The sequence below is a fragment of the Niveibacterium umoris genome (assembly GCF_014197015.1).
GTDB lineage: Bacteria > Pseudomonadota > Gammaproteobacteria > Burkholderiales > Rhodocyclaceae > Niveibacterium > Niveibacterium umoris.
In genome coordinates this window covers 653,907-672,930 of sequence record NZ_JACIET010000002.1, presented here as the reverse complement: position 1 = coordinate 672,930, position 19,024 = coordinate 653,907, and the positions used below count along the sequence as shown (strand labels likewise).

The 19,024-nt window shown below is 65.8% G+C and carries 18 protein-coding genes; 5 read left to right on the top strand and 13 right to left on the bottom strand.

Features of this window, described 5'->3' with window-relative positions; translation table 11 throughout:
- Nucleotides 1-15: 15 nt before the first annotated feature.
- Nucleotides 16-882, top strand: coding sequence for an EamA family transporter (locus GGR36_RS15040; RefSeq protein ID WP_183635612.1), 867 nt, complete (start codon nt 16-18; stop codon nt 880-882).
- 77 nt (nt 883-959) lie between these two features.
- Here the strand turns inward: GGR36_RS15040 and tehA are convergent, their stop codons facing one another.
- Nucleotides 960-1,910, bottom strand: coding sequence for a dicarboxylate transporter/tellurite-resistance protein TehA (gene tehA / locus GGR36_RS15035; RefSeq protein WP_183635611.1), 951 nt, complete (start codon nt 1,908-1,910; stop codon nt 960-962).
- 146 nt (nt 1,911-2,056) lie between these two features.
- Between tehA and GGR36_RS15030 the strand changes: the two genes are divergently transcribed.
- Both GGR36_RS15030 and GGR36_RS15025 read left to right on the top strand, forming a co-directional pair.
- Nucleotides 2,057-2,557 carry a hypothetical protein gene (locus GGR36_RS15030; RefSeq protein ID WP_183635610.1) on the top strand — a complete coding sequence of 167 codons (501 nt, stop codon included), beginning with the start codon at nt 2,057-2,059 and terminating at the stop codon, nt 2,555-2,557.
- Entirely contained in the window at nt 2,557-3,894 is a 1,338-nt protein-coding gene (locus GGR36_RS15025) for a GAF domain-containing protein (protein ID WP_183635609.1), read from the top strand. The genes GGR36_RS15030 and GGR36_RS15025 overlap by 1 nt, the downstream gene beginning before the upstream one ends.
- Before the next feature lie 60 nt (nt 3,895-3,954).
- On the opposite strand, the gene GGR36_RS15020 is transcribed toward GGR36_RS15025, so the two are convergent.
- The 3 genes from GGR36_RS15020 to GGR36_RS15010 all read right to left on the bottom strand — a co-directional run bounded on the left by GGR36_RS15020 (nt 3,955) and on the right by GGR36_RS15010 (nt 5,657).
- Nucleotides 3,955-4,338, bottom strand: coding sequence for a cytochrome-c oxidase (locus GGR36_RS15020; RefSeq protein WP_183635608.1), 384 nt, complete (start codon nt 4,336-4,338; stop codon nt 3,955-3,957).
- A gap of 69 nt (nt 4,339-4,407) precedes the next feature.
- Nucleotides 4,408-5,061, bottom strand: a complete 654-nt coding sequence (locus tag GGR36_RS15015) for a hemerythrin domain-containing protein (protein ID WP_183635607.1) — start codon at nt 5,059-5,061, stop codon at nt 4,408-4,410.
- Nucleotides 5,062-5,222: 161 nt separating this feature from the next.
- Nucleotides 5,223-5,657, bottom strand: coding sequence for a hypothetical protein (locus GGR36_RS15010; protein ID WP_183635606.1), 435 nt, complete (start codon nt 5,655-5,657; stop codon nt 5,223-5,225).
- 280 nt (nt 5,658-5,937) lie between these two features.
- Between GGR36_RS15010 and GGR36_RS15005 the strand changes: the two genes are divergently transcribed.
- On the top strand, nt 5,938-7,374 hold the full coding sequence (locus GGR36_RS15005; protein WP_183635605.1) for an esterase-like activity of phytase family protein: 1,437 nt from the start codon (nt 5,938-5,940) through the stop codon (nt 7,372-7,374).
- A 50-nt stretch (nt 7,375-7,424) separates the two neighbouring features.
- Here GGR36_RS15005 and GGR36_RS15000 read toward each other — a convergent pair whose 3' ends face one another.
- From GGR36_RS15000 to GGR36_RS14965, 8 genes are all read right to left on the bottom strand, one after another.
- Complete coding sequence (locus GGR36_RS15000; RefSeq protein WP_183635604.1) at nt 7,425-8,264, bottom strand: transporter substrate-binding domain-containing protein; 840 nt, start codon at nt 8,262-8,264, stop codon at nt 7,425-7,427.
- Nucleotides 8,224-8,982, bottom strand: coding sequence for a substrate-binding periplasmic protein (locus GGR36_RS14995; RefSeq protein WP_183635603.1), 759 nt, complete (start codon nt 8,980-8,982; stop codon nt 8,224-8,226). The genes GGR36_RS15000 and GGR36_RS14995 overlap by 41 nt, the downstream gene beginning before the upstream one ends.
- 122 nt (nt 8,983-9,104) lie before the next feature.
- Complete coding sequence (locus GGR36_RS14990) at nt 9,105-9,608, bottom strand: GAF domain-containing protein (protein WP_183635602.1); 504 nt, start codon at nt 9,606-9,608, stop codon at nt 9,105-9,107.
- Nucleotides 9,609-9,683: 75 nt separating this feature from the next.
- Nucleotides 9,684-10,040, bottom strand: coding sequence for a PilZ domain-containing protein (locus GGR36_RS14985; protein WP_183635601.1), 357 nt, complete (start codon nt 10,038-10,040; stop codon nt 9,684-9,686).
- Between the two features lie 132 nt (nt 10,041-10,172).
- Complete coding sequence (locus GGR36_RS14980; RefSeq protein WP_183635600.1) at nt 10,173-11,000, bottom strand: MipA/OmpV family protein; 828 nt, start codon at nt 10,998-11,000, stop codon at nt 10,173-10,175.
- 224 nt (nt 11,001-11,224) lie between these two features.
- Nucleotides 11,225-11,938: a PEP-CTERM sorting domain-containing protein gene (locus GGR36_RS14975; RefSeq protein ID WP_183635599.1), complete on the bottom strand. Its 714-nt coding sequence runs from the start codon at nt 11,936-11,938 to the stop codon at nt 11,225-11,227.
- A gap of 175 nt (nt 11,939-12,113) precedes the next feature.
- Nucleotides 12,114-15,788 carry a methionine synthase gene (metH, locus tag GGR36_RS14970; RefSeq protein WP_183635598.1) on the bottom strand — a complete coding sequence of 1,225 codons (3,675 nt, stop codon included), beginning with the start codon at nt 15,786-15,788 and terminating at the stop codon, nt 12,114-12,116.
- Between the two features lie 74 nt (nt 15,789-15,862).
- A complete protein-coding gene (locus GGR36_RS14965; RefSeq protein WP_183635597.1) occupies nt 15,863-16,483 on the bottom strand; it encodes an FMN-binding negative transcriptional regulator in 621 nt (206 codons plus the stop codon).
- A 315-nt stretch (nt 16,484-16,798) separates the two neighbouring features.
- Between GGR36_RS14965 and GGR36_RS14960 the strand changes: the two genes are divergently transcribed.
- Nucleotides 16,799-17,365, top strand: a complete 567-nt coding sequence (locus GGR36_RS14960) for an NnrU family protein (RefSeq protein WP_183635596.1) — start codon at nt 16,799-16,801, stop codon at nt 17,363-17,365.
- 27 nt (nt 17,366-17,392) lie between these two features.
- Here the strand turns inward: GGR36_RS14960 and GGR36_RS14955 are convergent, their stop codons facing one another.
- Nucleotides 17,393-19,015 carry a methyl-accepting chemotaxis protein gene (locus GGR36_RS14955; RefSeq protein WP_183635595.1) on the bottom strand — a complete coding sequence of 541 codons (1,623 nt, stop codon included), beginning with the start codon at nt 19,013-19,015 and terminating at the stop codon, nt 17,393-17,395.
- Between the last annotated feature and the right edge of the window lie 9 nt (nt 19,016-19,024).

Sequence of the window (19,024 nt, the reverse complement as noted above, 5' to 3'; positions counted from 1 at the left end):
ATCGCCCGCCCGCTCGTGAACCTCAACGTCGTCCTGCTGCTCGTCGTCACCCTGGTCTGGGGCACGACTTTTCCGCTGCTCAAATCCGCCGCCGCCACGCTGAGCGGCGTCGAGATCTCTGCGCTGCGCTTCCTCGTCGCCGGCGCGGTGATGCTGCCCTTTGCGTTCAAGGCCTCGCGTGCGGCGTGGCGTGACGGGGCCCTGCTCGGCGTTGTCGCGCTGGTGTCGTATGTGACGCAGGCCTTCGGGCTGGAATACATCTCTTCGAACCGCAGCGCCTTCATCACCAGCCTCAATGTGCTGATGGTGCCCTTCCTCGGCCTCGCGCTGGGCGGCCGCCTGAACCTGCAGGTGCTGCTGGCCGGCGCGCTCGCCTGCTTCGGCATCGGGCTGTTGTCGTGGGAAGGCGGCGGCAACTGGGTCGGCGATGCAGCCACGCTGGTCTGCGCGCTGGCCTACGCGATCTACGTGATCCTGCTGTCACGCTGCGCCGCTGCGCACAACCCGCGCACCCTCGCTGCCACGCAGATCGTGCTGATGGCCGCCTTCGCGGTGGTCTGGATGCTCGGCAGCGGCCTCGGCGGCGAACGCCTCGCCACGCTGCCGGCACGCCTGCAGCCGGTGTGGGTGTCGGTGCTTTATCTGGGCCTCGTCGCCAGCGCCGGCATGCTTTTCCTGCAGGCCGTCGCGCAACGCCATGTTGCGGCCGAGAAGGCCGCCGTGATTTACGCCATGGAACCGGTGTTCGCCTCGATCTTCGCCTGGCTGTGGCTGTCGGAGTCGCTCGGTGCGCGCGGCATGGTCGGCGGGGCGCTGGTGGTGGGTGCGGTGGTGCTCAGCGAGTGGCGCTTCAGCCAGGCCGCCGATGCGCGGGCAGGCTGAGCTTTTCGCGCAGTCATCCAAACGCTACGCCAATCCGGCAGGCATGGCGGCAAAGCCTTAGCGTCCGCCGCGCCCGGTCATGGCGCGCCGGGCGGCAGCAGCCGTCCGGTCGCCCACAGCCATGCGGTACGCAGCGCGAGCCCGCCGATGAACAGGTTGGCCGCAATGAAAACCGGCAGCGCCAGCATGCCCGCCGCAGCAATGCCTGCAATCGCGAGCTTGAGCCCCACCACCGTCGCAGCCGCAACGCCGAAGGTGTAGGCCCAATACGTGGGCGCGAAGGGCTGCGCGGCCAGCCATTGGCGCAGGCGCACGCCCAGCAGCAACTGGAACAGGCCGTAGCCCCACAGCATCAGCAGCCAGTGATCGTGGCCGACCGGATCGAGCATCAGCCAGGCCATCGCGCACACCACCGGCGGTGCGAACTGGATCCCGATCAGCGGGCGTTGCGGCGGCGGCAGCGCCGGACCCTGCCAGAGACGCTGCACCACCGGTGATTCAAGCGCAAACCACGAGAACAGGCCGGCACCGAGGAACAGCCAGCCCCAGTCCGCCTGCCCGAGCGCACCCAGCGCCGCGGCGCTGGTGAAGTTGCCGGCCACCGTGGGCAGGTAGATCGCCGGGACGATGTGCTGCGGGTCGCGTCCGCCTTGCCACAGCAGGCCGGTGTGCCACAGCGCGAACGCAAGGTGCCAGGCGATGCCGGCGAGCGCGAGACCCCAGGCCAGTCCAAGCGAATACGGCCGCGCCGCGAGCACCATCAGCAGCGTTGCCACGCCCAGCAAGGCCGGTGTGCTGCCCTGCACCGGATGGGTGAACTCGGCCGCGACCCGCGATGGTTCGCGCACCGCCTGGATTGCATACCCCAGCAGCAGCACCGCCCAAACCAGCGCGGCCAACAGCAGCACCCCTTCCCCCAGAGATTCCGGCACGCCCCAGAGGCGATGGGCGAGGCGCCAGGCCTGCCCGAGCCCGGACAGGCCCAGCACCATGCCGAAGAAGGAGGCGGGAAGAGGCGTGATGCGCATGATCGAATCGGAAGGGGGTCGCGATCGGGCGATTCTAGGGCCTGACGGCAGTTTCACGCGGCAGGTATCGAAACGTAGCGACGACACTTGTGCGTCACGTTGCAGGTGCTAGCCTGATGGCATAGCCTGGAACGAGCCGCAGCCCGATGAGCCCCCCCGCCACCGCACCGCTGATGACGCCCGACGTTGCCGCATTCATCGGCGGCGGACTCTCGATCACGCTCGCGTCCTGCGACAGCCGGCTGGTGCCGTCGATCGCCAAAGGCGTAGGTTGCCGCGTCGCGGAAGACCGCTCCACGCTCACCGTGTTCGTGTTCGCCGAGAGTGCCGAAGCCACCTGCCGCGACGTCGCGGCCAACGGCCGCATCGCGGTGACCTTCAGCCGGCCGAGCACGCACGAGACGATCCAGATCAAGGGCAACGACGCGCGCACGGTGCCACTGCTGCCGGGCGATGTCGCCTGCGTGCGGCGCAACCTCGATCGCTTTGCCGAGGACATCACGCCGCTCGGCTGGGGGCCGGACTTCATCGACGCGGTGTTCTGGCGCGACCCGGCCGAGTTGATCGCGATCCGTTTCACGCCGGATGGCGTCTTCGGCCAGACGCCGGGCCCGCGTGCCGGCGAAGCGCTGGCGAGGCGTGCGTGATGGGCGCGGTGCAACTCGAGGCGATCCGCGGCTGCCTCGAAGGCTGGATCCCCGCGGTGATCGCCACTGCCAGCGCCGACGGCACGCCGAACGTCACCTATGTCTCGCAGATGCAGTACGTCGACCCGCGGCATGTCGCGCTGTCCTTCCAGTTCTTCAACAAGACGCGCGAGAACATCCTCGCCAATGCGCGCTGTGCCGGCCTGGTGATCGACCCGGTAAGCGCCGAGAGTTTCCGCGTCGAGATGCTTTACCTGCGGACCGAGACCGAGGGCGCGCTGTTCCAGCACATGAAGGCGAAGCTCGCCGGCATCGCGTCGCATTCAGGCATGACAGGCGTCTTCAAGCTGCAGGGTGCGGACGTGTACCGGGTGCTCGGCGTCGAACGCATCCCCGGCCCGGCGCTGCCGCGCCCGCCGGCGCGGGTGAACCTGCTGCATGCGATGCGCAGCGCCAGCGCGCGCATCGCCGCCTGCACCGATCTCGACGGCGCGGTCGACGCGGCGCTCGAAGCACTCGGCAGCGATTTCGCGATCGACCACGCCATGCTGCTGTTCGCCGAGGAAGCGTGCGGCCGGCTCTACACCGTGGCCAGCCGCGGATATGCGGTGAGCGGGGTGGGTTCCGAGATCGCCTTCGGCGATGGCGTGATCGGCGTCGCGGCGCAGTACCGCACGCCGATCCGCATCAACCACATGACCATGGAGTACAGCTACGGGCGCGCGGCGCTCGACGGCGTGAGCACGCCGGCTTGGCCGCTGGAAACGCAGATCCCCTTTCCCGGACTGCCGGAGCCGCACAGCCAGCTCGCGGTGCCGGTGCTGGCGCACGGGCGGCTGCTCGGCGTGCTGTGCGTGGAAAGCCCGCACGACCTCCATTTCAGCTACGACGACGAGGACGCGCTGGTGGCGCTGGCAACACAGCTCGGTTCGGCGATCCATGCGCTGCAGCAGCAGGCACTGGCCGAGTCCGCCACGGCCGGGCAGCCGGCTGCGGTGACGCCCGCGCCGCTCGGCCAGCCGCTGGAAGTGCGTCACTACGGCGCCAACAACAGTGTCTTCGTCGGCGGTGATTACCTGATCAAGGGCGTGGCCGGCGCGATCCTGTGGTGCCTGCTGCAAACACGCGCCAAGACAGGTCGCGAGGATTTCTCGAACCGGGAATTGCGCGTCTCGCCGGAACTGCGCCTGCCGGATATCTGCGACAACCTCGAAGCGCGTCTGATCCTGCTGCAGCGCCGGCTCGACGAGCGCAATGCCGGCATCCGGATGCGCAAGACCGGTCGCGGACTCTTCCGCCTTGAAGTGGCTCTGCCCCTGACGCTGATCGAGCTGTGACACCGCCGTGAACGAAACAAGGGGCGGCTGCTCACCGCCCCCCGGCGAAGCGGCGCGCCCTCAGGCCACCGCAGCGCCCCGGTGGCGGAACACGTTGATCGCGAAGGTGAGGATCGCCGCGAACATCACCACGCTCGACACCGCAACGAGCGGTTCGATCGCGGCCATGCCCAGCGTCAGAGCGGCCAAGCCCGCCATCATCACCGGCAAGGACAGGTTGTAGAGCCAGAAGTGGGCGCTCGCCGCACGCGTGCCGGCAGCTTGCGGAAACTGGCTGTACACCCAGCCGGTGAGCGCCAGCGACACCCAGCCCAGCAGGTTCAGGTGGGCGTGCACCGGGCGCAAGCGGAAGTCGTGGGTGGCGGCCATGCCGACACCGAGCCCGACGGCGAGCACGAAATACACGAGCGAAAGCAGGATCCAGCGTTGGGTGGAACGGTTCATTGAAGTCTCCCTGGGGTTACGTCTTGTCATTGGGTCGGCCCGCCGATGGGGGTGGCGGGCTCGACACGCTCAGATGCCGAGCGCGAGGCTGAGCTTGCGCCAGTCACGCCCACCAAGCAACGGCCTGATCAGGTTCAGGACACCCTCGAACATTTCCGCCGGCGCGGTTTGCCGCATGCCGCCGAGCATGCCGGCGCGCTCGCTCGGCGTCATGTGCGGCAGCATCCAGCGGATCGCGAGCTGCAGGTGTTCCGGCGACTCGTTGGCGATGATCGCGTGCTCGATCGCGCGAATCTCGTCATCGCTGTAGTGCGCCCACAGCACCGCGTTGTGCTCGCGCTCTTCCTTGCCCATGTGCTCGAAGTTGTGCGCGACAAAGTCCGACAACTGGCGGTAGAGGCCCTGGGCGGCCTGCTCGTTTTCAGGTACGCGTTCGAGCAGCCAGCGCAGCTGCGCGATCTCGTGTTCGTGCGCGACGTGCTCGGCCTCGACCTCGGCGCAGGCGCCGGGCTGGCGCGCCTGCATCGCGCTGTGGATATGGCGGTTCTCGTTGGCGAGGTGGTGGGTGCAGATGTCGAGCAGCGCGCGCACTTCATCGCTGACGACGGCGACCTCGGCGGCGTCGTGCGCGTCGAGCCGGCCAACGCGCACCAGCGTGTGCGCCATGAAGGCGCGCAGGCCCTTGTGGATGAAGGCGTAGATATCGTGACGGGGGGTTTGCATGATGGTCTCCTGCAGTCTCTCGGGGTAGGCCGGGTCGGGTGATCCGGCCATTGCAGGATAGGAAGGACAGCAAGCCGGCGTTGCTAAATCTTGGCTCCGGCAATCCTAAGAATTTCTTAGTTGCGGCGGGCGCGTGAAGCGCATCACGCGCCCGGCGGGGCTCACTTGAGGATCAGCTCCTGCGCCATCTGCGAGCCGAGCACTTCGCGCATCACGCCACGGTCAGCGCCGCCCTGCTCCATCTGTTTCATCGAGCCCATGACCTTGGCCGACACCGCCTCGTCATCCGCCACGCGATCGAGCGCCGCCCAGTTCGGATAGGTGGTGGTGAGGATCAGGTCGGGCTCGCCGGGGTTGCGCGCCGCGACCGAGTACACCGCGTAACCGGTGATCAGGCCCGCCTTCTTGCGCGCTTCCATCAACGCCTTGTAGGGGCCGGCGAGAAAGCTCATGTAGTCGCTGAACTTGCCCGGCTTGATCTTGATGAAGCTCTGCTCCATCACCGGGCCTTCCTTGTAACTCTTCTCCTGGGCCATCGCCGAAGCGCCTGCAAGGCTGAAAGCGACACATACCGCAAGGGTGCAGATCGAACGCATGCGAATTCTCCTTCTGTCGGGTCGGGGATCGGCCGGTCGGCCGATTCGTTGGGTATAGACGGCGACAGCGGCCTTGCAAAGTCGCGTATCGCGCGCGACGTCGGCATCCCGGGATATCGGTCGTTCAATGCATGCGGTGCGTGAAATCCGTCACGGGTTTCTGATGGCATGAGCCGCGATTCACCGGCACGTCACACGAGGTCGGCAGGCTCCGTCGACCCGCAGGGTGAAGTCGTGCGCGGGGCGCCACGTTGTCAGAAAACATTCCAGGATAGAGACCATGCACCAGAAGAAACTGCTCGCGGTATTGATCGCCGCGCTTGCGTCCCCCGCCTTCGCCAGCTTCGACCTGATCGCGACCGGCGACCTGACCGGCAGCAGCGCCGGCTCCTTCGCCGACCTCTCCGGCCTCACCGGCACGCTGGAAAATGGCGCCGCAGCGAACCTGCTCGGCGGCCTCGGTTCCGGCCTCGCGTGGGCCGGCGGCAATACCTTCATCGCGCTGCCCGACCGCGGCCCCAACGCCGTCAGCTACAACGCTGCGGTAGACAACACCACCAGCTACATCCCGCGCCTGCAGACGATCACGATGTCGCTGAACGCCTCGCCCGCGGGCAGCTTCACGCTGACGCCGACGCTGACCTCGACCACGCTGCTGTACAGCACGACCGCGCTGACCTACGGCAGCGGCGCTGGCCTGGGCGTTGGCAACGGCGCACCGGCCCGGAACACCGCCGACAAGTTCTACTTTTCGGGACGTTCGGACAACTTCGATGCGACGAAGAATTCGCTCAACCCGAACAACGCGCGCCTCGATCCGGAAAGCATCCGGGTTTCCAACGACGGCAAAAGCGTCTTCGTCTCGGACGAGTACGGTCCCTATGTCTATCAGTTTGACCGTTCGACCGGCGCCCGCATCAAGAGCTTTGCGCTGCCGTCTGAGCTGGCAGTCAGCAGGTTGAGCCCGATCGGTCAGAACGAGATCGACGGCAACGCCACCGGCCGCGTCGCCAACAAGGGCATGGAAGGCCTTGCGATCACGCCGGACGGCAAGACGCTGGTCGGCATCGTCCAGGCACCGCTGAAGCAGGACACCAACGGCAATGTGCGCATCGTCACCATCGACATCGCCAGCGGCACCACCAAGCAGTTCGCCTACAAGCTGAGCACCGGTTCGGGTGTGAGTGACATCGTCGCGATCAACGACCACGAGTTCCTGGTCGACGAGCGTGACGGCAAGGGCCTGGGGGACAACAGCACGGCCAAGGTCAAGCAGTTGTTCAAGATCGACATCACCGGCGCGCAGGATGTGAGCGGCCTCTCCGGCGACCTGTCGTCGAAAGCGGTGACCAAGTCGGCCGCACCGATCCTCGATCTGGTCGCGAAGCTCACTGCGGCAGGCGTCAGCGCCAAGGACATTCCGGCGAAGATCGAAGGCGTGTCCTTTGGTCAGGACATCGTCGTCGGTGGTCAGACCCGCCATACGCTGTACATCGCCAACGACAACGACTTCGTCAGCACGGTGACCGATTCGAATCACCCGGCTGGCATCGCGAACCCGAACAAGTTCTACGTGTTCTCGTTCACCGACGCCGATCTGCCGGGTTATCAGGCACAGCAGATCAGCGCCGTGCCGGAGCCGGAGACCTACGCCATGCTGTTGGCCGGACTCGGCATCATCGGCGTGAGCGCACGTCGCCGCGCCAAGCGTGGCTGATTCGAAGCTGCTTCAAGTCTTGGCTCCAACCGCCCCGCAAGGGGCGGTTTTCATTTGCTCGGCGCGAGGCCGTCGTCGCCCCAGCGCAGAAAGAGACGCCGCAGTTCGCCGCTGCGCTCAAGCGTGTGAAGGCCGGCCGCGATGCGCTCGGAAACGGGCGCCGACACATGACGACCGACCAGCAGGTAGTACGGCGTGCTGTCCATCACCGCCGGCAGGACTTTCACTCGCCCCTTGAAGGGTCGCAGTTCGTCCTTGAAGCCGGGGCTGCGGTAGTAGAAAAAGCGGCCACGCCCGGCGAGCAGCTTCAGCAGGTTTTCGCCGCTCTCGCGCCCGCTCGAATCCACTTTCAGCCCGGGCATCGCGGCGAGCCGGGTCGCCGCACCAAAGCCGAAATTCACCAGCACGATGCCTTCGTCCCCCAGCCTTCTGACGTCGTCCCAGTCATTGACGCGCACTGTGTCGTTGGCTCTCACCGCGAGCTGCCAATTCACCGTGAACAACACGACCGGCGGGATCGTGAAATGCGCCTGGCGCGAGGGCGTGATCTGCTGGCCGCAGGACACATCGAGGGCACCGACTTCGAGCAGCTTTTCGATGCGCGCCAGTGGCATCCAGTCGTCGGTGCCGGAGAAGCGCAGACCGCCATCGACATTTTCGAGCGCGCGCAGGATATCGACACACAGGCCGGTTACGCCGTCACGCTGCTCGACGAACTTCGGTTCGGAGTGCAGTTGCGCAGCGGTCCGCAGCACCGTTGTGGCAGCGGCGCTGGCCGCGCCGCTCGCGAGCACCGCCAGGGCGCCGGCCAGCGCAAGCCGCCGGATCGTGCTGAACCGGCTGCCTGGCTCAGTCGGGCACGTAGCGCGCGTAGATGCGCTTGAGCTCACCACTCTTGTCCAGTTTTTCCAAAGCCGCGACCAGCCGCTTGCGCGCCGGCGCCGCGAGTTGTTTCGATACCGCAAGGTACTGTGCGTCGTCCTTGAAGGAATGCGGCAGGATCACCACCAGGTCCTTGAGGTTCGCCTCGGCAATGTAGTCGATCAGGTTGAGATCGGCCTGGTAGTAAAAGCGCACGTTGTTCACGCCCAGCGTGAGCTTCTTGAGGATGCTCGCCGGGTCCTTGCTGCCGGCGTCGATCTTCAGGCCGCCTTGCTTCTCGAGGAACGCGACGTAAGCGGTGCCCTGCGTGGTGGCGATGGTGCCGTCGAGCTTGCGCAGGTCGTCGAAGCTCGCGATCTTGAGGCCCTTGTCGGCGGCCTTTACCGCGATCTTGTGCTGGAAACTGAAGACCTTCGGTTCGAGGAAGTCGAACTTCGCCTCGCGCTCGGGCGTGCGGATCAGGCCGACGAACAGATCGATGCGCCCCTCGGTCAGTGCTGCTTCAACCTCCGGCAGTGGCTTCAACTGATTCTGTCCGGAGATCTTCAGATCGGGGTCCACATGCATCAGCGCCTGGATGATCTCGATGCACACGCCGGGCCGGGCGGTATCCGCGGGATCGTATTTGCCTTTGGTGGCCGACTGGCCGAGGGTGCTCAGCTCGAGCGGTGCAGCGTTCGCCTGCGAAAACCAGCACAACAACAGCAGCAGAAGGGTGCGGCGCATGGTGTACTCCTTCGTGTCGGACTGAGAACGCAGCGACGCAGCGGGGCGCCGACTGCCGGTTTGATCGAGCTAGTGGCGATTTATCGTCCGGTTCAAGCGCAGCTTGAGCGTTTTGCCGCAGTTCAGGCGCGCAGCAGATCCGGCTCGCCCTCGATTTCGGCGGCGGTGCGCCCTGCCAGCGCGCGCAGCACCCGAGCCATCCCGGCTGCGGACGTAATCGGCGCAGTATGCTCCACCGCAAGCAGGCCGATCACCGCGCCATCGCGCCCCTTGAGCGGCTGGCCGACGTAGGCCTCGATTTCATTCGCGCCGGGGTAGAGCTCGACGATGTTGCACGGCACGCTCACCGCCTCGCCGCCCAGCACCGTATGGCACGGCAGTTCGCGGGTAAGGTAACGAAACGGCTGGGAAAGGTCTTCGCCGTCGGCGATCGCGAGCACCTGGGCGTGTTCGCGGCCTTCGCGCCGCACCGCGATCATCGCAAAGCGCACCTGCAGCACGCGTGCAAGCGCCAGCACCAGCGCCTGGAGGTAGCGGGCGCCGCGAAAATCAGCCGTGATTTCGGATATGCGCAGCAGACGACTGGCCGGCCAGTCATCGTTACGCAGTTCGGGGTCTTTGGTCATCGCCGGGCTCCTGTCGGACAAGGCGGCCGGTTGGCCCGCCAAGCATGACACGAAAGCAACCGGGCGAGGTTGCGATCAGCCCGGTGCGCTGAGGAAAGCCGCGATGGCCTGCTTCGCTTCGGGCGCCGGATGGACGAAATGCAGCCCCACCTTGAAACCGTTCTCGCGCCGGCTCAGCACGCTGTGCAACACGGTCGCCTGGATCTCGACCACGGTCGGCGCGCGCAGTTTGACCGGCAAGGAAATCCGGATCTTGCAGTTCATCTTCGCCGGCGGGTTGGCCGGTGCGACGATGGCCATGCCGCCGGGGCTGATGTCCAGGGTGCGCACCGCGATCGGCTGCCGCCCCGTCAGCAGGACGTAGGCCACGCTGTGGAAAGCCTTGCGGGCATGCTGGCGGCGTTCCTGGCTGGCGACGGCGGGGTTGTTCATGACAGATCGGGTACAGCGGGAAGATTGTGTGCTGCCCGAATTATCTGACCGCGGAGCGTCTTTCGCCAGCCTGCGCTGCGTCTAAGCGGTGAACAATCGTCACAGCGCGCCAGCACGCTGCCACACGCCGGACTACCAGACGTAGCCGACGCCCGCGATCACCGTCACCTCGTTGTCGTGCCCGACGATCGGGCTCTGCGCGGTGCCGCTGTCGAAGAACTCGACGTTGCCCGTCAGGGTTGCCATCCAGTGGCGGTCAAAGCGATAGGTGGTGACCAGACTCACCATCGGCGACCAGGTCGCACCGGTGTCGTGCTGCGGCCGGCCGGGCCGCGCCTCTTCGGCCGAAACGCCGCCAAAGTAGTAGTTGGCAAGCTTGCTGGAACGCCACAGCACGCCAAGTCCGGGCATCACCAGCAGGCGATCACGCACGACCGGAAAGTCCGACCACAGCAGGCACTCCTGCCCCTTGCTGGTTCCGCTGATGTCGGTGGCCGCGCGCATGGTCAGCAGCGCATAGGGCGTGATCAGGTTGGCGCCGATGCCCGCCTCCGGCTCCCACTCGCGCTTCTTCATGCCGGCGAGCTCCGGCACCTCGGCCGGGTCCAGATTTCCGAAGCGCACACGGCCGTATGCAAATGCCGCAAAGCCGCCATCGCGACGGAAGTAGTAGCGCGCCCGATCGCCGAGGTACATGAAGCGCTCGCCAAAATACACCGCACCCGGGATCAGCAGCGCCGTATCGTCCTGCCCCTGATAGCGGGCATTCGACCCGATGAACACACCCCCCAGCACCAGGCCCTGTGGCACTGGCGAGGCGTCACCGGCGCCGCTGAGCATGTCGAGCGAACCGAGGTCCGTTTCCGCCAGCGCAGGCATCGAAGCCAGCCCGAGGCACGACAGGGCGCAAGCCAGCAAGACGCTCAACAATGAACCAACACGACGGCCATGACGCGGCATGAAAAGCTCCTGATAAGGAATCAATGCCGCGAGTCTATCCGTCGCGTGCCCGTCGACCAATCGACCCGGTCAAACGCAGGGCGTTTAACGATGGACTGGGCCTGAGGGGATGGTCCCGATCTTGCCGGTGGCGAACGCGGGTTGACCACAAGCCCTTCGGGCAGTAGGGCCTCGCCAATCAGCCCTACGGCCCCTTGGTTTCTTTGAGGGAGCAACGCGCTGCGCTACCCTTGCTCCTTCCTCTTGGCAGCGAAACCGCCAATCAAAGCGCCGCCGCAAAGGAGCATTAATGCGGCGCTTGGTTCGGGAACCGGTGCCGCAACGAGCGAAACGTTGTCGATGAAGACAGACGACGCATTGGCAAGATCGCCCCCCTCAATCACGCCAAATCCAACCGTCCAGGTACCAGTCTCTGGCACAACCATCGTCGTGTGGAGCCACGGCGTCCGGCCGTAATAGTTTTCGCCAAATGCACTGACTGTCTTCGAAACGAGTAACGGACTTGTTGAGTCAACGAGTGTCTTCACCAACTGACCGTGACTGAGCGAAGACAGTGTCGCGAAGGCGAAGTCGTGATACGTGGCGCCGCGATCGCTAGGTTCCCCGCTCCAAAACTTGAAGTCAAAATTGATGGAGTCTCCGGCCTTTGCCTCAATGGCTTGCCTGATCGCAGCGCCTTGAGAAGGCGCTGTTGTGGAACCCGACGCGGCAAAGGCCCCAGCACTTAGGCCGAGATGTGTTTCCAACAGTTCGACCGAAACGATTGAACTCGGGTTGCGCCGAATCCACCCTGCGGGGTTGCTACCGCTTCCTTCCCACTCCACTATCTGGCGCAAAAGCCCGTCCTGCTTCCAATCCGACTCGTGGCCTTGAAAATTGCCGTTCAATACATCTGCCTTCGCATTTACGGAGATGCCACACCAGATCAACACGATCATTGCTAAGAACGCGCTTCGCATATATCCCCCTTGGTTAAGTGCGTGATGCCACAAAGCAATATATGCACCATGCATTGCGCGATGGGAACAATGGAAGGGATACCGTTTGTCGAATCCGGTGTCGAAGTTTCCGATGTCAATATTGTCGACGCAGAAGCTTAAAAGGCTAGGACCGTCATAAGACCGGCGCCAGCCAGCGCGCCGCTTCCTCCACGCTCATGTGCTTCCTCTTCGCCCAATCTTCGAGTTGATCGCGGCCGATCTTCGGCACCGCGAAGTAGTGCGCTTCGGGGTGGCTGAAGTAAAAGCCGGACACCGCCGCCGCGGGCGTCATCGCGAAGGATTCGGTCAGGTGCAGTCCGGTCGCGCGCGGGGCTTCGAGCAGGTCGAAGAGCGGGCCTTTCTGGGTGTGGTCCGGGCAGGCCGGGTAGCCGGGCGCCGGGCGGATGCCTTTGTACTGCTCGGCGACGAGGGCCGCGGTGTCGAGCGACTCGTCGGCGGCGTAGCCCCAGTCGGACTTTCTCACCTTCTCGTGCAGGTACTCGGCGAAGGCTTCGGCGAGGCGGTCGGCCAGCGCCTTGAGCATGATGCCGCTGTAGTCGTCGTGCGCGGCGGCGAACTCTTCGAGCTTCTTCTCGATGCCGACCCCGGCGGTGACCGCGAAGCCACCCAGCCAGTCGGGCTTGCCGCCCTCGGGCGCGAGGAAGTCGGCGAGGCACCAGTGCGGCTTGCCGTCCGGGCGCTCGTGCTGCTGGCGCAGCTGCGGCAACAGCTGGCGCACCGCGCTACGTGACTCGTCGGTGTAGACGACGATGTCGTCGCCGCGACGGGCTGCCGGCCAGATGCCGAAAACGCCGTGCGCGGTGAGCCAGCGGCCGTCGATGATCTTCTTCAGCATCGCCTGCGCATCGGCATACACCTGCCGCGCGGTGACGCCGACCACCTCGTCGTCGAGGATGGCCGGGAAGGGGCCGGCGAGATCCCAGGTCTGGAAGAAGGGGCCCCAGTCGATGTACTCGGCGAGCTTCGCCAGATCCATGTTGCGCAGCGCGCGCAGGCCGGTGACGTCAGGCTTCGGTGGCGTGTAGGCATCGAAGTCGAGCTTCGCATGGTTGGCCGCAGCCGCGGCGTAGGGCACCAGCTGCACGCCGCGCTTCTTGCCGTGCTGTTCGCGCACCTTCTCGTAGTCCTCGGCAACTTCGGCGACGAAGGTGTTGCGGTGGTCGATGGAGAGCAGCTTGGTGACCACGCCGACGGCGCGCGAGGCGTCCGGCACGTAGACCACCGGGCCTTCGTAGTTCGGTGCGATCTTGATCGCGGTATGCGCGCGGCTGGTGGTGGCACCGCCGATCAGCAGCGGCACTTCAAAACCTTGGCGCTGCATCTCGGCCGCGATGTGGCTCATCTCTTCGAGCGAAGGCGTGATCAGGCCGGAGAGGCCGATCGCCTGCGCGCCGTGTTCGCGCGCGGCGTTGAGGATCTTCTCCGCCGGCACCATCACGCCGAGGTCCACCACGTCGTAGCCGTTGCAGCCCAGCACCACGCCGACAATGTTCTTGCCGATATCGTGCACATCGCCCTTCACGGTGGCGATGACGATCTTGCCTTTCGCGGCAGCGCCGGTGCGCAGCTTCTCCGCCTCGATGAAGGGGATCAGGTGGGCGACGGCCTGCTTCATGACGCGGGCGGACTTGACCACCTGCGGCAGGAACATCTTTCCGGCGCCGAAGAGATCGCCGACGACGTTCATGCCGTCCATCAGCGGGCCTTCGATCACCGACAGCGGCGGCTTGCCAGCAGCTTCGAGCGCAGCGCGCGCTTCCTCGGTGTCGGCCACCACGTAGTCGGTGATGCCGCGTACCAGCGCGTGCTTCAGGCGTTCGCCGACCGGCTGCTCGCGCCACGCGAGATCTTCGACGCGCTCTTTCGCGGAGCCCTTCACCTGCTGCGCGTACTCGACCAGCGCTTCGCCCGCGCCCGGGTGGCGGTTGAGCACTACGTCCTCGACCAGTTCGCGCAGCTTCGGTTCGAGCTCGTCGTACACGCCGAGCTGGCCGGCGTTGACGATGCCCATCGTGAGGCCCGCCTTGATCGCGTGGAACAGGAACACGGTGTGGATCGCCTCGCGCACATGGTCGTTGCCACGGAACGAGAAGGACACGTTCGAGATGCCGCCGGAGGTCTTGGCGTGCGGCAGGTTCTGGTGGATCCAGCGCACCGCCTCGATGAAGTCGACGCCGTAGTTGTCGTGCTCGGCGATGCCGGTGGCGATGGCGAACACGTTCGGGTCGAAGATGATGTCTTCGGGCGGGAAGCCAATGCCGGTGAGCAGCTTGTAGGCGCGCTCGCAGATCTCGATCTTGCGCTGATAGGTGTCGGCCTGGCCCTTCTCGTCGAAGGCCATCACCACGGCGGCCGCGCCGTAGCGCATCACCAGCCGCGCCTGTTCGAGGAACTTCTCTTCGCCTTCCTTCATCGAGATCGAGTTGACGATGCCCTTGCCCTGCAGGCACTTGAGTCCCGTCTCGATCACTTCCCACTTCGAGGAATCGATCATCACCGGCACGCGGGCGATGTCAGGTTCCGAGGCGATCAGCTTCAGGAAGCGTTCCATCGCCGCCTGCGAGTCGAGCATCGCCTCGTCCATGTTGATGTCGATGACCTGCGCGCCGTTCTCAACCTGCTGGCGGGCCACCGCCAGCGCGTCGTCGAAGCGGCCTTCGAGGATCATCTTCGCGAACACGCGCGAGCCGGTAACGTTGGTGCGCTCGCCGACGTTCACGAACAGCGAGTCGTCGGAGATCGCCAGCGGCTCCAGGCCAGAGAGGTGCATCACATGCGACTTCTTCGGCCGGTAGGCGGGCTTCACGCTAGCCACCGCTTCACCGATCGCCTTGATGTGATCCGGCGTCGTGCCGCAGCAGCCGCCGACGATGTTCACGAAACCGCTCTGCGCCCATTCGCCAACCTGGCGCGCCATGTTCTCCGGCGTGTCGTCGTACTCGCCGAAGGCATTCGGCAGGCCGGCGTTGGGGTGGGCCGAGCGCCAGGTCTCGGACACGCGCGCCATCTCTTCGACGTACTGGCGCAGCTCCTTCGCGCCCAGCGCGCAGTTGAGACCAATCGTCAGCGGGTTGGTATGCGCGAGCGAATCCCAGAAGGCCTCGGTGGTCTGGCCCGAGAGCGTGCGGCCCGAGGCGTCGGTGATGGTGCCGGAGATCATCACCGGCCAGCGGCGGCCGGCTTCGTCGAAGAAGCGTTCGATCGCGAACAGCGCGGCCTTGGCGTTGAGCGTGTCGAAGATGGTCTCGACCATCAGGATGTCGGCGCCGCCTTCGACCAGGCCCTTGGCCGACTCGATGTAGTCGGCGACCAGCGCATCGAAGGTGATGTTGCGGAAGCCGGGGTCGTTCACATCCGGCGACAGCGACGCGGTGCGCGAGGTCGGGCCGAGCACGCCGGCGACGAAGCGCGGGCGCCCGGTCTTCGCGGCGAACTCATCGCACACTTCGCGCGCGAGCCGCGCACCGGCGACGTTGAGCTCGTAGGCCAGATCCTGCATGCCGTACTCGCCCTGCGACACGCGCGTGGCGTTGAAGGTGTTGGTCTCGATGATGTCGGCGCCGGCATCCAGATACGCCGCGTGGATGCCGCGGATGATCTCGGGCTTGCTCAGCAGCAGCAGGTCGTTGTTGCCCTTCACGTCGCTCGCCCAGTCGGCGAAGCGCGTGCCGCGGTAGTCGGCCTCCTGCAGCTTGTGCTTCTGCACCATCGTGCCCATCGCGCCGTCGAGCAGCAGGATGCGGGTTTCGAGCAGGTCGCGGAGTTCTTCGGTACGGTCGGCTTGCATCATCGTTCTCGTCTGTCGTGTCGCATCGCCGGTGTGCGGCGGCAATGCCGAAATCTTGGGGGGCAGAAGGCGCGTCAGCGGCTCTGCATCAGGGTGTTCATCATCAGGCTGGCGATGGCGTCAGCGTCCGGGTTGTCCTGCTGGCCGAGGGCGCTGACGACGCGCAGTCGATCGGCCGGCGACTTGTTCTGCGACAGCTTGAACTTGGCCTCGACGCGCTGCATCTCAAGCGCGAAGCAGTGGATGTGGGCCAGCATGCCGGCGCGCTCATCTCGCCGCATGTGCCGCGTACCCGCCTCGCCGAGCGGATCGGGGTCGAAGGTATCGACCAGGTGGTCGAGCATTGCCTGCGCGGCCTCGCCGTCGATCACGCGCACCTTGGCATGCACATGCACCGTCGCGTAATTCCAGGTCGGCACGCCGGCCTGTTCGTACCAGGTCGGTGACACATACACATGCGGGCCGTGGAACACCGCGGTAACGGTGGCGCCTTCAGCTAACAGCGCGGCGTGCGGATTGGCACGCGCCACATGCCCGACCAGCGTGCCGGTGGCGTCGGCCACCAGCGGCAGATGGGTAATCACCGGTTCGCCGCCAGCCACGCTGATCAGCGTGGCAAACGGGTGCTGCGCGATCAGTTGAACGATCGCGTCGCGGTCCGGTGCGGCAAAGTGGTCGGGAACGTAGAGCGTCATCGCGGCCCTGAAAACAGAAAACCCGTTCGGCCTCGGCGGCGGAACGGGTTCTTGTGAAACGCGTCTCGCTTTAGCTGATTTCGGCCCGGTCGGGGTCGGCGCCCAGCAAGCTGAGGTCAAAGCGGCGCAAGGGGTGGCAGTTTGTTGCGACCCTGCAAAATTGTCAAGAATCCTGAGGATTCAGGGACTTGTGTGGCGGCGGCGCAAGCTGCCGGGCGCCGGCATTCGGGTGGTAGCTCGCCCGCACGGGGCCTTGTCGGTCGCCCTGCTCGGGCGCAGCATAGGCCATCGTCACTCGCCGCTGCCGGAGCCCCCATGACCCCCATCTACCTTGGCCTGACCCTGTTCTTCGTCGCCCACCTGTCGAGCGTGCTGCCACCGATGCGTCAGCAGATCGTCGGTCGCATCGGGGTCAACGCGTGGCGCGGCGTGCATTCGCTCTTGTCGCTTGCGGGTCTGGTACTGGTCGGCATGAACTGGGCGCAGGCCCCCGCTACGGCGGTATTTGCGCCAAGTCCGCTGGCCTGGATGCTGGCGCCGTGGACGAACACGCTGGCGCTGATCCTGTTCGTCGCGGGCGGGTTCAATTTCCCCGGCTACCTGCGAGCACGCCTGCATCACCCGATGGTGATCGGCGTGCTGATCTGGTCATTGACGCATCTGTTCGCCAACGGCGGCTTGCGGGAAACCGTGCTCTTCGGCTGCTTCGCGGCCTATTCGGCGTTTGCGCTGATCGTGGCTGTCGTCTTCCGCAAGCGCGCCACGGTAACGCCCGCACTGGGCGCCGACCTCAAGGCGGCAGCGATCGGGCTGATCGCCGCCGGTGCGGTGATGCACGGCCACGTCTGGCTGTTCGGCGTGCCCGCGCTGATGCCGCACTGAGGTCGCGCTGGGGCGCGCCGGCGCGCCTCAGACGCGGAAGCGCGAGGTCACGCTGTCGAGTTCGGCGGCGGTCTGTTCCAGCGCCTGCGCAGTCTGGGCTGCAGAGCTCATCTCCGCCGCGGTTTCCTCGACCTGGTGCGCAATGCGATCCACTTGCTGCGCGAGCAGGCTGCTGGCCTGGCTCTGTTCCCGCGTGGACGACGCGACATCGCGCACCAGCGCCTCGGCGGCCTGCGCGCCGGCCGCAATCCGGCTCAGCGTATCGGCCGCCGTCGCCGCCGCTTCGCGCGCCTTGTCGGCCAGCGGCAGCGCGTGATCCATGGTCTGTGCAGCGTCCAGCGTATCGCGCTGGATGCGCTCGACGACGTGCGAGATTTCCGAGGTGGCCGTTTCGGTGCGGGCCGCGAGCTTGCGCACCTCATCCGCCACCACCGCAAAGCCCCGCCCGTGTTCGCCGGCACGCGCCGCCTCGATCGCCGCATTGAGCGCGAGCAGGTTGGTCTGGCCAGCGATATCCTTGATCACCTGGGCAATCCGCGAGACTTCCTCGGCATTCTTTGCCAGCGCGCGCACCTGCTCGGCCGCGCCACCCAAGGTCGACGCCATGGTGCCGATGTCGTCCGCTGCCACGGAAACCTGGGCCTTACCCTCGCTCGCCAGCCCGGCCGCGTCGCTGGCGTGGCGCGCGGTTTCGGTGGCGTTGTCGGAGATGTGATTGATGGACACGGTCAGCTGCTCCATCGACGCGGCCATCGATTGGGTGCTGTCGGTCTGTTCGGCGGCCGCGCCCGCCACGGTGGTCGACGCGGTGTTGATCTCCTTGGCCGCGCTTGTCACGCGGGCAGCACCGGCGCCGATCTCACCGATCACGTCATGCAGCTTGCGCACCAGACGATCAAGCTCGCCGAGCAGGCTGTCGCCGCGCGCATTGTCGAGGCTGACCGTGAGGTCACCATTTGCAACCGCGCGCATCACCGCCACCGCCTTGACCGGCTCGCCGCCAATGTCGCGCAGCACCGCCCGCACGACCGCCGTCGCGACAAGCCCGACCAGCACCAGAATCACGACGATCGCCGCCAGTACCTTCACCAGTTCCTGCTGGAACACGACATCGAGGTCATCGACGTAGAGGCCGGTACCGATCGCCCAGTCCCAGGGTTCGAAATAGCGCAGGTACTGCAGCTTGGGCAATTGTTCGGTGCCACCGGGCTTGACCGTCAGAGTATCGGTGAAGCCGCTCTTGTCGAGCGCGGCGGTGACCATCTTGCGTACGGTGTAGACGCCGGACTTGTCCTTGCGATCCCAGTGGCTCTTGCCTTCGTATTCCGGCCGGATCGGGTGGGCCACCCCATTGCCCTTCGAGTCGTAGACGTAGAAGTATTCCTTGCCCTGGTAGCGCATCGACTTGAGCGCCTGCTTGGCGAGTTCCTGCGCCTGATCCTTCTGCAATTCGCCCTTTTCCACCCGCGCCTGCAATCCGGCGACGACGCTGTAGGCGATGTCGACGGCCGAAGTCAGTGTGAGCTTGCGGTCTTCGAGCAACTGCGTGCGCAGATGAACGATCTGCAGGGCGGCAAGAAACAGCATGCCGAGCAGGGCGACCGCGACGAGCACCATCAGGCGGGTTTTCAAGCTGAGTCTGGCGAACATGGGCGACCT

Bases quoted from the DNA above. Each gene is read 5' to 3' on its own strand.
- GGR36_RS14960 (WP_183635596.1), top strand. From the start codon at position 16,799: ATGACCCCCATCTACCTTGGCCTGACCCTGTTCTTCGTCGCCCACCTG.
- GGR36_RS15030 (WP_183635610.1), top strand. From the start codon at position 2,057: ATGAGCCCCCCCGCCACCGCACCGCTGATGACGCCCGACGTTGCCGCA.
- GGR36_RS14990 (WP_183635602.1), bottom strand. From the start codon at position 9,608: ATGACCAAAGACCCCGAACTGCGTAACGATGACTGGCCGGCCAGTCGT.
- GGR36_RS14975 (WP_183635599.1), bottom strand. From the start codon at position 11,938: ATGATCGTGTTGATCTGGTGTGGCATCTCCGTAAATGCGAAGGCAGAT.
- GGR36_RS15020 (WP_183635608.1), bottom strand. From the start codon at position 4,338: ATGAACCGTTCCACCCAACGCTGGATCCTGCTTTCGCTCGTGTATTTC.
- tehA (WP_183635611.1), bottom strand. From the start codon at position 1,910: ATGCGCATCACGCCTCTTCCCGCCTCCTTCTTCGGCATGGTGCTGGGC.
- GGR36_RS14995 (WP_183635603.1), bottom strand. From the start codon at position 8,982: ATGCGCCGCACCCTTCTGCTGCTGTTGTTGTGCTGGTTTTCGCAGGCG.
- GGR36_RS14955 (WP_183635595.1), bottom strand. From the start codon at position 19,015: ATGTTCGCCAGACTCAGCTTGAAAACCCGCCTGATGGTGCTCGTCGCG.
- GGR36_RS15015 (WP_183635607.1), bottom strand. From the start codon at position 5,061: ATGCAAACCCCCCGTCACGATATCTACGCCTTCATCCACAAGGGCCTG.
- GGR36_RS14980 (WP_183635600.1), bottom strand. From the start codon at position 11,000: ATGCCGCGTCATGGCCGTCGTGTTGGTTCATTGTTGAGCGTCTTGCTG.
- metH (WP_183635598.1), bottom strand. From the start codon at position 15,788: ATGCAAGCCGACCGTACCGAAGAACTCCGCGACCTGCTCGAAACCCGC.
- GGR36_RS14985 (WP_183635601.1), bottom strand. From the start codon at position 10,040: ATGAACAACCCCGCCGTCGCCAGCCAGGAACGCCGCCAGCATGCCCGC.
- GGR36_RS15025 (WP_183635609.1), top strand. From the start codon at position 2,557: ATGGGCGCGGTGCAACTCGAGGCGATCCGCGGCTGCCTCGAAGGCTGG.
- GGR36_RS15010 (WP_183635606.1), bottom strand. From the start codon at position 5,657: ATGCGTTCGATCTGCACCCTTGCGGTATGTGTCGCTTTCAGCCTTGCA.
- GGR36_RS14965 (WP_183635597.1), bottom strand. From the start codon at position 16,483: ATGACGCTCTACGTTCCCGACCACTTTGCCGCACCGGACCGCGACGCG.
- GGR36_RS15005 (WP_183635605.1), top strand. From the start codon at position 5,938: ATGCACCAGAAGAAACTGCTCGCGGTATTGATCGCCGCGCTTGCGTCC.